At 70.3% G+C, this 12,520-nt stretch carries 12 protein-coding genes; 5 read left to right on the top strand and 7 right to left on the bottom strand.

Annotated elements, in window-relative coordinates:
• The coding region (dnaG, locus tag E7Z54_RS08500; protein ID WP_136432804.1) for a DNA primase at positions 1–1,373 on the bottom strand (1,373 nt) is incomplete at its 3' end.
• A gap of 172 nt (positions 1,374–1,545) precedes the next feature.
• Between dnaG and E7Z54_RS08495 the strand changes: the two genes are divergently transcribed.
• Complete coding sequence (locus E7Z54_RS08495; protein ID WP_206056077.1) at positions 1,546–2,352, top strand: L,D-transpeptidase; 807 nt, start codon at positions 1,546–1,548, stop codon at positions 2,350–2,352.
• Between the two features lie 52 nt (positions 2,353–2,404).
• Complete coding sequence (locus E7Z54_RS08490) at positions 2,405–3,325, top strand: choice-of-anchor P family protein (protein WP_136432802.1); 921 nt, start codon at positions 2,405–2,407, stop codon at positions 3,323–3,325.
• A 98-nt stretch (positions 3,326–3,423) separates the two neighbouring features.
• On the opposite strand, the gene E7Z54_RS08485 is transcribed toward E7Z54_RS08490, so the two are convergent.
• The 6 genes from E7Z54_RS08485 to E7Z54_RS08460 form a co-directional block, all read right to left on the bottom strand.
• Complete coding sequence (locus tag E7Z54_RS08485) at positions 3,424–4,653, bottom strand: deoxyguanosinetriphosphate triphosphohydrolase (protein WP_136432800.1); 1,230 nt, start codon at positions 4,651–4,653, stop codon at positions 3,424–3,426.
• 79 nt (positions 4,654–4,732) lie between these two features.
• Positions 4,733–5,605: a hypothetical protein gene (locus tag E7Z54_RS08480; protein WP_136432798.1), complete on the bottom strand. Its 873-nt coding sequence runs from the start codon at positions 5,603–5,605 to the stop codon at positions 4,733–4,735.
• A gap of 133 nt (positions 5,606–5,738) precedes the next feature.
• A complete protein-coding gene (gene dusB / locus E7Z54_RS08475) occupies positions 5,739–6,917 on the bottom strand; it encodes a tRNA dihydrouridine synthase DusB (protein ID WP_136432796.1) in 1,179 nt (392 codons plus the stop codon).
• Between the two features lies 1 nt (position 6,918).
• Complete coding sequence (locus tag E7Z54_RS08470; RefSeq protein WP_136432794.1) at positions 6,919–7,611, bottom strand: hypothetical protein; 693 nt, start codon at positions 7,609–7,611, stop codon at positions 6,919–6,921.
• A complete protein-coding gene (locus E7Z54_RS08465) occupies positions 7,605–9,020 on the bottom strand; it encodes a glycine--tRNA ligase (protein WP_136432792.1) in 1,416 nt (471 codons plus the stop codon). Before E7Z54_RS08465 ends, E7Z54_RS08470 begins: the two co-directional genes overlap by 7 nt.
• Positions 9,021–9,091: 71 nt before the next feature.
• On the bottom strand, positions 9,092–9,415 hold the full coding sequence (locus E7Z54_RS08460; protein WP_136432790.1) for an antibiotic biosynthesis monooxygenase family protein: 324 nt from the start codon (positions 9,413–9,415) through the stop codon (positions 9,092–9,094).
• A 56-nt stretch (positions 9,416–9,471) separates the two neighbouring features.
• On the opposite strand from E7Z54_RS08460, the gene E7Z54_RS08455 reads away from it, so the two are divergent.
• The 3 genes from E7Z54_RS08455 to E7Z54_RS08445 are packed head-to-tail and all read left to right on the top strand — an operon-like array spanning position 9,472 to position 12,361.
• Entirely contained in the window at positions 9,472–10,536 is a 1,065-nt protein-coding gene (locus tag E7Z54_RS08455; RefSeq protein ID WP_136432788.1) for a metal ABC transporter substrate-binding protein, read from the top strand.
• Positions 10,533–11,348: a metal ABC transporter ATP-binding protein gene (locus tag E7Z54_RS08450; RefSeq protein WP_240769587.1), complete on the top strand. Its 816-nt coding sequence runs from the start codon at positions 10,533–10,535 to the stop codon at positions 11,346–11,348. Before E7Z54_RS08455 ends, E7Z54_RS08450 begins: the two co-directional genes overlap by 4 nt.
• Positions 11,345–12,361, top strand: coding sequence for a metal ABC transporter permease (locus tag E7Z54_RS08445; protein ID WP_346763536.1), 1,017 nt, complete (start codon positions 11,345–11,347; stop codon positions 12,359–12,361). The genes E7Z54_RS08450 and E7Z54_RS08445 overlap by 4 nt, the downstream gene beginning before the upstream one ends.
• Positions 12,362–12,520: the final 159 nt, after the last annotated feature.

Here is a 12,520-nt window from a genome sequence, read left to right as displayed (position 1 = left end):
CGGGCGTGCTGCCCGGGCGCCCGCCGGTCGGGAGGCGCGGACGACCCACGGGCGGCGGCACGGCGTACCTCAGCCCTGGCCTCCTCCATGTCGACCCCGACCATCCCGGCGAGCTCGCGGGCGAAGGCGTCGACCTTCGAGCGGTCGCGGATGCTCGCGACCAGCTTCGCGCCGGCTCGGAGCGCGTCGACCCTGCCGTCCGCGCGGTCGAGGTCGTAGCGGCCGACGACGTTGTCGAGGACGAAGCGGTACAGCGGCTTGCGGGTGGCGATCAGCTCACGAACGGCGGCGTCGCCCTCCTTGATCCGCAGGTCACACGGGTCCATTCCCTGGGGCGCGACGGCGACATAGGTCTGGGACACGAACCGCTGGTCGCCCTCGAACGTGCGGAGCGCGGCCTTCTGGCCCGCCTCGTCGCCGTCGAAGGTGAAGACGACCTCGCTGCGGAACTCCTCGTGGTCATCGAGGAAGCGGCGCAGGACGCGGGCGTGCTCGTCGCCGAAGGCCGTGCCGCAGGTGGCGACGGCGGTGCCGACGCCGGCGAGGTGACAGGCCATCACATCGGTGTAGCCCTCGACGATCACGGCCTGGGAGGTGCGCGCGATCTCGCGCCGGGCGAGGTCGATGCCGTAGAGGACCTGGCTCTTCTTGTAGATGGGCGTCTCGGGAGTGTTGAGGTACTTGGCATCGATCCGGTCGTCGCTGAAGATCCGGCGGGCGCCGAAGCCGATCGTGTCGCCCGTGGCGTCCCGGATCGGCCACATCAGGCGCCCCCGGAACCGGTCGTAGAGCGAACGGCCCATCGCGACGAGACCGGCCGCGATGACCTCCTCGGACGTGAAGCGACGGGCGCTGAGGTGTCGCCACAGCGCCTCGCCGTCACGGGGCGAGAACCCGACACCGAAGGTGAGGGCGGCGTCCTGGTCGAAGCCTCGCTGGTCGAGGAACTGGCGGGCCTCCAGCGCCTCGGAGGTTCCGAGCTGCTGGGCATAGAACTCCTGGGCCACCGCGTGGGCCTCGATCAGCCGGCGCCGTTGCGGACCCTTCGGCCGGTCGTCTGCCCCGGACTCGTCGCGTCGCAGCTGCACGCCGTACTTGTCCGCCATCCGCTCGACGGCCTCGCCGAAGGTCAGGCCGTCGATCTTCATCAGGAAGGTGAAGATGTCACCACCCTCCTGGCATCCGAAGCAGTGGAAGAACCCACGGCTCGGGGTGACGTGGAAGGAAGGGGACTTCTCGTCGTGGAAGGGGCACAGGCCCTTCAGCGAGCCGCCGCCCGCGTTGCGCAGGGTGACATAACCCGAGACCACCTCGTCGATCCGGACCTTCTCGCGGACCGCGGCGATGTCCTCGTCACGTATCCGTCCGGCCATGCGGCGATCCTACTGTCGTGCGGTCTAGGTCTCAGTTCCCGTGGACCGGGGACGTGACGGCGCGCTCAGGCTAGGCTCAGCGTGACTTTCGTCCCTGATGCGTCGTTGCACAGGTCTGGGGAGACCAGGACGAGTGGGGGTCGTGGGATGAGCATTCCGGGAGGGACAGCACATGGATCAGGCCGCTGCGCGCCCGCGCATGTCCTGGCCGGTGACCCTCGTCGTGCTGCTCTTCGCCGTCTCGGCGCTGGTCGTGGCCTTCAGGGGCGAGGACGAAGATTCGGCCCGGACCCAGTCGCCCTCGTCGTCGGAGAAGCTCGATCTCAACTCGCTGCCGATGAGCTCCACGAAGACCACGATCGAGGCCGCCCCGAAGGACCTGCGCCCGGACCGGGTGCCGAAGGGCACCGTGGTGCACCCGAAGCGGCTCGTCATCCTGTACGACGCCCCGGACGGCAAGCCGTTCGCCAAGATCGGGCCGAAGCAGTTCGGGGACACCTGGCTTCCGGTGATCACGCGGAACCGCGACTGGGTACAGGTGCTGCTGCCATCGCGACCCAACGGCTCCACCGGCTGGATCCGCTCTTCCCAGCTCGCAGAGGCGCACAGCAGCTTCCTGATCAGGGTGCACCTCGGTCAGCGCACGCTGGAGCTGTTCGAGGACAACCGCCCGGTCGGGTCGTGGGAGGTTGCGATCGGCGCGCCGGCCACGCCGACCCCCGTCGGCCGCACGTTCGTCCTCGGGCAGATCATCGACGACAAGCAACCGTTCTCGCCGGTGATCCTGCCGCTGGGAAGCCACAGCGACACACTCGACTCCTACGGCGGTGGCCCGGGCACCGTCGCGATCCACGGCTGGACGAACCCGTCGGTCTTCGGCGAAGCGGTCAGTCACGGATGCGTCAGGGTGCCCGATGAGGCACTCGCTCTGATCCGAACCGTCCCGATCGGCACACCAGTCCTTGTCGACAAGAACTAACCCGCACTCTCGGCTCCCGATGCCGACAAGTGATACAGATGAAGGGAAACCCATGAAGATCAACCGGCACCTGGCTCCCGCCGCCGGCGCTCTCCTGCTGGTGACCGGCGCGGCGTCCGTCGCGCTGTTCGGCGGCGGCACTGCCGCGAGTGCGGCGGGCGAGCCCTCCTCCGCGTTCGGCATCGCACTGAACATCGCTGACAACGAGGCCATCCCGCCGACCCCGTTCGTGGAGTCGACCGACGGCTCGCTGGTGGAGGACTCCGCCGTCGACGTACCAGGCGCCCCGCTGCTGGAGGCCGGCGCGATGAACGTCGCGGCACAGAACGGCCAGGCCAAGGCCTCGGTCGCCGAGCTGAGCGTCGTCCTCCTCGACAGTGAGTTCGCGCAGCTGGCCGAGCTCGGCACGCAGCTCGAGCCCCTCTGCGCCGCCCTCGACAACATCCCCGTCGAGGACATCAAGGACGAGGCCACCGACGAGGACGGCACCCTGGCGCCCGATCTTTTCGACCCCCTCGTCGACGAAGCCGCCGGCCACGACATCAGGCTCGACCTGATCACGGCGCTCGACTTCAACGACGTCCTGCCGGACCACCTCGGAGCGATCTGCGACTTCGCCGAGTCGGGCAACCTCTTCGGCGCCGCCATCGTGGCCGCCGAGTGCAACGGCGACAGTGGTGACGTGACGGTCGAGTTCACCAACGGCCTGCTGCCGACGCTGATCGACACCAACCGGGCCAACAGCGCGATCGAGATCCCCCAGCTGGTGAAGGTGACGCTCAACCGACAGACCAACAACGCCGACGGCACCTTCACCGTCGACGCGCTCAACGTCACCCTGTTCGACCAGATCGACCTGACCGTCGCCTCCGCGACCTGCGGCGAGGTCACCAGCGATCGGGGCGGCGACGTGGACCCGAGCGAGGCTCCGGCACCTGACCCGGTCGAGACGCACGTCCCGGTGACCGGCTGATCCTCAGCACCTCCGTCAGCGACAGGCCGGCCGCAGCCCTCGGGCTGCGGCCGGCCTTCGTTCGTGCCAGGTGCGGGCTCCGGGCCGACTCGGCGACGTCAGCGACACAGGCGCTGGTGCCAGGCCATGGCACTCGCGTCGGTGAGCGAGGCGACCTGGTCGATCACGACCCGGCCCCGGGCCGTGTCGTCCGCGGCCCGGTCCCAGTCCACGGTGAAGGCCTCGTCCAGCGCGTCGGCACCCCGGTCGAGCAGCGCCGCGACGAGCTCGATGAGCAGCTCCCGCTGGCGCTCCTGGAGAGCGACCCGTGCGCCGTCCTGCATGACGTAGTGCGCCGAGACGCCCTTGAGCACCGTGATCTCGGCCCAGGTCTCCGGTGGAACCACGAGGTCTGCGGCGTAGCGGACGAACGGTCCCTCGGACGCCGCGAACGTCGCCTGCTGGACCGCGCCGCAGAACCGGCCGATCAGGTCGGACGTCAGGTTCTTGAGGGCGGCCAGGCTGCCCCGGCGACCGTCGTACGGCGCCTGCGGCCAGCTCCCGACGGAACGGAGCCGCTGGAGGACCGCGTCGAGCTCGTCGTCGGTCGCGTCGGGCTGGTACCAGTCGCGCACGGTCTCCCACACGGCCGGCGCGTCCAGCCGAGTCAGATCGATCTTGCCGGCCACGGTGCCGTCCTCGACGTCATGGACCGAGTAGGCCACGTCATCGGCGAGGTCCATGACCTGGGCCTCCATGCAGCGCCGCCGCTCGGGCGCCCCGGACCGGAGCCAGTCGAAGGCGGGCCGGTCTTCGTCGTACACGCCGAACTTCGCGTGGGTCTCGTCGAGCCCCCACGGGTACTTCGTGCAGGCGTCGAGCGTGGCCCGGGTCAGGTTCAGACCGACCGACTCCCCCGCCCCGTCCGCGGTCTTGGCCTCGAGCCGGGTGAGCACCCGAAGGGTCTGGGCGTTGCCCTCGAAGCCGCCCCAGTCAGCCGCGAGGGCCGCGAGCGCCCGCTCGCCGTTGTGGCCGAACGGCGGGTGGCCGAGATCGTGCGCCAGCGCCGCGGTCTCCGTGATGTCCGGATGTGCGCCGAGCGCCCGGGAGAGGTCCCGCGCGATCTGCGCCACCTCGAGACTGTGCGTCAGCCGGTTGCGGACGAAGTCGTCGCTCTGCGGCCCGACCACCTGGGTCTTGGCCGCCAGTCGGCGGAACGACGCCGCGTGGACGACGCGGGCCCGGTCACGCTCGAACGCGAGCCGCACCGGAGCGTCGACCCGCTTGGGCGGCTCCGGCACGATCCGCTCGCGCGCGTGCTCGTCGTAGAGCAGCTCGACGTCATCCACGACGCGGAGACTATCGACCACGCGGTGGCCGGGCCTCGATCGGTGCCTGCGTCGGGGAGGCCGTCGCCCTGCCCGCGGCTCAGTACGTCGTGACGTGCACGTGGTCGTAGTGGTTGGCGGTGGCGGACCCACGGTCCGACATGCCGCGCCAGCCCTCGCCGGCCCGGTCGACCGACCAGATCTGCTGGGAGTAGATCAGGTAGTTCACGCCCAGCGCGGCGTAGTTGGCGCGGACGAACTCCGCGACCTCCCAGCCGCGGTCGCCCGAGACCATGATGTCGACCGCGATGCCCTGCGCGTGCTCGCCGTCGCTGCGGAACGTGCCGTAGGTGCCGATCTCGGGGAAGTTGGCGCACACCGCGGCATGGACCTTCTTGATGTTCTCGCTCACGCCGGACGGCACCGTGGTGCCGTTGGTGCAGTCGCCGCCGAGGGTCAGCGGCTTCTCGTCGGAGAAGTAGCCGGCGGTGACCCAGCGGGCCTGCTTTCCGACGACGACCTCGGCACGCTCGCCGTACTCGCGGCCGGTGACCAGGACGCGCTCACCCTCCTCGATCTCGCCCACCTGCTTGGCCTCTTGGTCGGGCCGTGTCCACAGGTTCAGCGGAGCGGTCGTCCAGAGCTCGGTCTCCGCGCTCCTGACCGCCTTGGCGACTGCCTCCTTCGCGAGGAGCAGGTCCACCCGGCTCGGCTTGGCCTTCGCCGCTCGGGGCTCGGCCTCGCCGGCGCGGGCGCCGCTACGCGACAGGACCGGGAGCTCCCGGGCCTTGACGCTGACCGACCCGGCGACGGACGAGGTCGGGTCGACGGCGAGGAGGTTGTTGTCAGGGGCCGAGGTGTTCATGACACCGGCGGTGACGACGGCACCGGTCGCCAGGGCGGCGAGGGAGCCGGCAAGTGCTGCTGCTCGGGGCGTACGTCGCGCGGTTTCCCGCTTGTGGCTATGTGCCACGCGCTGATTCCTTTGCTGTCGCTGTCAGGGACGCGTGCCCGACACCCTAGCGGGATCAGGCACGACGCGTGAGTCAAGCACAGCCGTCGAATGCTTCACGAATCAACAACCGGGGTTAACACCGTGTTTCGGGTCACCCACCGGTGGTCTCGTCGACCGCTTCGTGTATGGAGCAGCCGCTGCCGTCGGCATCGTCGAGCCATCCCTCGGGCAGCACGACCCGGTTGCGCGGAGACCCCTGTCGCCCGCGCGGAGCCCCCAGCTCGGCGACCGGGTAGGGCTCACTCGGGTCGAGCTCGCCCAGCAGCCGGTCGAGGGTGGCGAGGGTGTCGACGAGACCGAGCGAGCGGCGCAGCTCTCCGCCGGCACGAAAGCCCTTGAGATACCAGGTGACGTGCTTGCGGAACTCCTTGCAGCCGCGCTCCTCCCCCATGTGGTCGCACAGCAGCTCGGCGTGACGCCGCATCATGACGGTGACCTCGCCCAGCGTGGGCAGCGTGGTCTCGGCCTGTCCGGCGAATGCGGCGGCGAGGTCGCGGAAGAGCCACGGGCGGCCGAGGCAGCCCCGGCCCACGACGACACCGGCGGCACCGGTCCGCTCGACCATGCGCACGGCGTCGGCCGCCTCCCAGATGTCCCCGTTGCCGAGCACCGGGATGTCGACGTGCTCGACCAGCTGCGCGATCGCGTCCCAGTCAGCCAGGCCGGAGTAGGCCTGCGCCACCGTGCGGCCGTGCAGCGCGATGGCCGCGCACCCGGTCTCCTGCGCGATGCGGCCGGCGTCGAGGTAGGTCAGGTGGTCCTCGTCGAGGCCCTTGCGCGTCTTCATCGTCACCGGGACGTCGTACGGCGTCGCGGCCGCGACCGCCTCCTCGAGGATCCGGGCGAGCAGGCCCCGCTTCCAGGGCAGCGCGCCGCCACCACCCTTGCGGGTGACCTTCGGGACGGGGCAGCCGAAGTTGAGGTCGATGTGGGCGACGCCGTACTCCTCGCAGAGGATCTGCGCCGCCTTGCCGACGTAGGTCGGGTCGGTGCCGTAGAGCTGGACCGAACGGACCCGCTCGGCGTCGTCGAAGACCAGCATCCGCCGGGTCGTCTCGTCGCCCTCGACCAGCCCCCGGCTGGTGATCATCTCGCACACGTAGAGGCCTGCTCCGTGCTCGGCGCAGAGCCGGCGGAACGCCGCGTTGGTGACACCCGCCATCGGCGCGAGGACGACGGGCGTCTCCACGCGGAGGTTGCCGAGGGTCAGACCCTCGCGAACGGGTGCCAGCACCTCGCCATTGTCCGGGAGTGCGTGGGCGCCACCCAAATCACTGTTGCTTGACGGCCTTCTTCTTCGGGTTCCGAGCCGGCGGCTGCACCTTGCTGAACGCGCCGGTCCACGTGATCGCCGCCAGGTCTGCCGGAGGGTGGAAGGTCACCGCTGCGAGCCGGTGGCCGTCCGCGATGAAGTACACCTGGCACAGCGCCGCGGTCGCGCCGGACGCGAACGCCTTCGGCAGCGGTCCGCCCGCGCAGACCGGCAGCTGCTTGGCGTCGTAGTAGACGGGCGCCTCGAGCTTGGTGCCGTCGTCGGCCCAGATCACGTCGTCCAGGAGCAGTCCGCCGAGGTCTCCCTCTCCCACGTTGGTGACCTTCAGCCGCACGAAGTGCGGGGTCCGCGCTGCGGTCACGTCGTCGATCCGCCAGCCCTGGAAGGACTCCCGGAACGACGTGCGCTCGATCCGCTCCACCGTGACGGCCAGTGCAGCCGTCACGTCCTGCCGCAGCTCGAAGGCGACCACCGCCTCCTGGCCGAGGGCGAGCGCGGTGCCGGGCTCGGTGAGCTCCACGCCCTCAGCCACCTCGAGGTACGGCGCCGGGCTGGTCGTCGTACTCGTCGGGCTGGGCGACGCCGACTCGTCCCGGTCGGCCTTCTTGTCATCAGCTCCGCACCCGGCAGCCACCAGCGCCAGGCCGAGTACGACGACCGGGACGAGGGTGGACCGGGCGCGGGTCAACATCCGATGAACCGCTCGGCGAAGTGGGTGGTGAGCTTGTCCAGCGCGATCCGCTCCTGGGACATGGAGTCCCGCTCACGGACGGTGACGGCCTGGTCGTCGAGGGTGTCGAAGTCGACGGTGACGCAGTAGGGCGTGCCGATCTCGTCCTGGCGGCGGTAACGGCGGCCGATCGCGCCGGAGTCGTCGAAGTCGACGGTCCAGGCCTGGCGCAGCTCGGCAGCGACGGCCTTGGCCTTGGGCGTGAGGTCGGCGTTGCGCGACAGGGGCAGCACGGCGACCTTGACCGGCGCCAGCCGCGGGTCGAGCCGAAGCACGGTGCGCTTGTCCACACCGCCCTTCGTGTTCGGCGCCTCGTCCTCGGAGTAGGCGTCCACCAGGAACGTCATCAGGCTGCGGGAGAGGCCCGCGGCCGGCTCGATCACGTAGGGCACGTAGCGCTCGTTGTTGGCCTGGTCGAAGTAGCTGAGGTCCTGGCCGGAGTGCTGGGCATGGGTGGAGAGGTCGAAGTCGGTGCGGTTGGCGATGCCCTCGAGCTCACCCCACTCCGAGCCGGCGAACTTGAAGCGGTACTCGATGTCGACGGTGCGCTTGGAGTAGTGGGAGAGCTTGTCCTTCGGGTGCTCGTAGTGGCGCAGGTTGTCGGCCTTGATGCCGAGGTCGACGTACCACTGCGTGCGGGCGTCGATCCAGTACTGGTGCCACTCCTCGTCCTCACCGGGCTTGACGAAGAACTCCATCTCCATCTGCTCGAACTCGCGGGTGCGGAAGATGAAGTTGCCGGGCGTGATCTCGTTGCGGAAGCTCTTGCCGATCTGGGCGATGCCGAACGGGGGCTTCATCCGCTGCGAGGTCACCACGTTGGCGAAGTTGAGGAAGATGCCCTGCGCGGTCTCCGGGCGCAGGTAGTGCAGCCCCGACTCGTCCTCGACCACTCCGAGGTAGGTCTTGAGCAGGCCGGAGAACTGACGCGGCTCGGTCCACGCGCCGCGGGTGCCGCAGTTGGGGCAGGTGAGCGTGGCGAGGTCGACCGTCGCGGGATCCGCGCTGACCTGCTTCCCCTTCTTCGACTCCCGCTCCAGGAACTCCTCCTGCAGGTGGTCCGCCCGGAACCGCTTGTGGCACGACTGACACTCGGTCAGCGGGTCGCTGAACGTGGCGACGTGGCCCGAGGCCTCCCAGGTCTGGCGGGGCAGGATCACGCTGGAGTCGAGACCGACGACGTCCTCGCGCGCCTGCACGATCGCCTTCCACCACTGGCGCTTGATGTTGTCCTTCAGCTCCACACCCAGGGGGCCGTAGTCCCACGCGCTGCGGGTGCCGCCGTAGATCTCGCCGCAGGGGTAGACGAAGCCTCTGCGCTTCGCGAGGGAGACGACCTGGTCGACGGTGGACGGAGGCGGCTTGGCCACGGGGAATCCTTTATGGGACGAGCCAGGCTGGCTGCCGGGCGTGGTTGTCGTTGACTCGCGGGAGCAAACCCCTAGGTTACGCGAGGCTCGGCGATGTTGAGCACCGCGTTCGGCTCGACCACCTCGTACGCGCTGGGCTCGTCGATCGCCCGGCTCAGCACGGGGACGCCGTGCAGCTTCACGTCGTACGACGACAGCGCGCGCCGGTAGGCGCCCACGTTCTGCCAGCGCGTGCTGAGCAGCCACAGGCCGGGCTCGTCGAGGTTCCGGGCGAGCCAGCCGTCGACGTACCCCGGCATGCCGGCGAGGAGCGCGTGCACGCCCTCGAGATCGGCGCGGAACGCCGGGACGGCGTCCGGGTCCTCCGGGGCATGGAAGCGGTTCACGACGAGCACGGCGGAACTCTACGGCGGATTTGACCGCGCGCGGACCGCGAGTGAGAATGGTTCTCATGCGCTTCGGACCTCTGGCCTCCCTCCTGACCCTCTCGATGACCGCGACCGCGGTCGCGGGTTGCGGCGCCCTCGACGACGAGGCCGCGAGCGACTCCTCGGTCACCGTCGCGGCGGCGTTCTATCCCCTGGCCTTCGTCAGCGAGCGCGTCGCGGGTGAGCACGCGGACGTCGAGCTGCTCACCCAGCCCGGTGGCGAGGCACACGACCTGGAGCTCGGCGTCCGGCAGACAGGCATGATCTCGAGCGCCGACGTGGTGGTCTACGAGCACGGCTTCCAGCCAGCCGTCGACGACGCCGTGAAGGAGATCGCCACCGGCTCCGCCGTCGACGCCGCGAAGGTCGTCGACCTGCTCGCCGTCGGAGAGTCCGCCGAGGAGCACGCCGACCACGCCGACGAGTCCGAGCACGCCGAGGAGACCGAGCACGCGGACGAGTCGGAGCACGCCGACGAGTCCGAGCACGCCGACGAGTCGGATCACGCGGACGAGTCCGAGCACGCGGACGAGTCCGAGCACGCCGAGGAGGACGGCCACGACCACGGTGCCGAGGACCCGCACTTCTGGCACGACCCGATCAGGATGGCGACGCTGGCCGACGCTGTCGCTGAGCAGCTGGCTCAGACCGACCCCGACCACGCCGACGACTACCGCGCCAACGCGTCCGCTCTGCGTGCGGAGCTGGAGAAGCTCGACAGCGAGTTCACGACAGGGCTCGCCGACTGCGAGCGGAACACGGTCGTGGTCGCGCACGACGCGTTCAGCTACCTCGAGAAGTACGACATCCACCTCGAGGCCATCGCGGGCCTCTCCCCCGACGCCGAGCCGTCCCCGGCCCACCGCGCCGAGCTGCAGGATCTGGTCCGGACCAAGGGCATCACCACGGTGTTCAGCGAGCGTCTGGGCTCCTCCGCCCTCAGCGAGAGCCTCGCCGACGACCTCGGCATCGAGACCCACGTGCTCGACCCGATCGAGGGTCTCACCGACGAGACGTCCGATGAGGACTACCTTTCCCTCATGAGGCAGAACCTCGAGGCGCTCCGCACAGCGAACGCGTGCGGGTGAGCGCGAGCAGCGTCGCCGCAGTCCGTGGAGGATCGGTCGTCCTCGGCGGGCGTCCCGTGCTGCGCCATATCGACCTGGCGATAGGCCACGGCGAGTTCGTCGCCCTCATGGGCGCCAACGGCTCTGGCAAGTCCACTCTGGTGCGGGCACTCCTCGGCCTGCGGCCGCTCGCCACGGGCGAGGTGGACCTGTTCGGCACGCCGTTGAGGCAGTTCCGCGCCTGGCACCGGATCGGGTTCGTCCCCCAACGTGCCAGCGCAGCGGCGGGCGTGCCCGCTTCGGTCTGGGAGCTCGTGGCCTCCGGCCGCCTCACGCGCCGCAGGCTGCTGCGTCCGCTCTCGCGGGCCGACCGGGCCGCGATCAGCGACGCCCTGGACGTGGTCGGCCTCAGCCACCGACGCACCGACGCCGTCAGCCAGCTCTCCGGGGGGCAGCAGCAGCGGGCGCTGATCGCTCGAGCGCTCGCCGGCGAGCCCGAGCTGTTCTTCCTCGACGAGCCGACAGCGGGCGTGGACCTTCCGAACCAGCAGGCGCTGGCGGACGCCCTCTCGGCGCTCAAGGACCGCGGTGCGACGGTCGTCCTCGTGGCCCACGAGCTCGGCCCCCTCGCGCGTTTGGTCGACCGAGCGGTGGTGCTGCGCGACGGCCGCATCGTCCACGACGGGCCGCCGCTGCGCGACCACGAGGTGCACGAACCCTGGATGGCCGAGCCGCACAGCCACCACCACCATCCCGAATCAGAGGTCTCCGTCGTGCGCGACCACACCCCCGGCGTCCGGGCACCGCTCGACCCGAGCGAGGGCCCCCGGTGACCTCGTTGACGACCGCGTTGGAGCTGCTCAACGAGCCGTTCATGCGGCGCGCCCTGATCGCAGCCGTCATCACCGGTCTGGCGGCGCCCGCGGTGGGAACGTTCCTCGTCCAGCGTCGGCTTGCACTGATGGGTGACGGCATCGGGCATGTCGCGGTCACCGGCGTAGCGCTGGGGCTGCTGACCGGCACGTCCCCCACCTGGACCGCTGTCGTCGTGGCAGTGCTCGGCGCCGTACTCATCGAGGTCATCCGGGAACGCGGCGAGGCCAGTGGCGACGTCGCGCTCGCCCTGCTGTTCTACGGCGGTCTCGCCGGCGGCATCCTGATCAGCGGTCTCGGAGGCCAGAGCATGGCCACGCTGGGCCAGTACCTCTTCGGGTCGATCACGAGCATCTCCGAAGGAGACGTGATCGTCACCCTCGTGCTCGCGGCCATCGTGATCGTCCTGTGCGTCGGACTGTCACCCCAGCTCTTCGCGGTGGCCCAGGACGCCGAGTTCGCGCGGGTCGCGGGACTGCGGGTCCGCTTCTACAACGTGATGATCGCGGTTCTGGCGGCCGTCAGCGTCGCGGTCGCGATGCGGACCGTCGGCCTGCTCCTGGTCTCGGCGCTGCTCGTCGTGCCGGTGGCGACCGCCCAGCAGCTCACCCGGTCGTTCCGGGCCACCATCGCGGCTGCCATGGCCCTCGGCTGCCTCGCCTCCCTCGGCGGGCTGCTGTTGGCGACGTTCGCGCCGGCAGGCACCACGCTCGCCCCCGGCGCGACCATCGTGCTTGTGGCGCTCGGCGGCTTCGTCGTGGCCTGGCCGATCGGCGTGTGGGCGCGCCACCGAGCACGTCTGCAGGAGCCGTTCGCGGCCGGCGCCGCGGTCGGGCACGAGCCGACCGGCGAGCACCCGCACGAGCACGGCCCCGGCTGCGGGCACCTCGCCGTACCGCACGACGACCACCTGGACTACGTCCACGACGGGCACCGCCACGCCCCCCACGACACTCACTACGACGAGCACTGAGCCGGTTGCGGGCCGCGCGCTGGTTGGGGTGCGGCTTGCTGCGGCTGCAGGTTTCCCAAGGGATGCAGCCGAACCTGCGCTTCCCCGGCCGTACGGAGGCTGGGAAGTGTCGGTTCGCCTGCATCCCTTGGGAAACCTGCACGCACCAGCGGTACGACC

The organism is Nocardioides sp. (assembly GCF_004803405.1).
GTDB lineage: Bacteria > Actinomycetota > Actinomycetes > Propionibacteriales > Nocardioidaceae > Nocardioides > Nocardioides vastitatis.
Note: the sequence above shows the minus strand (reverse complement) of the source record. Positions and strands in the feature narration are given on the sequence as shown.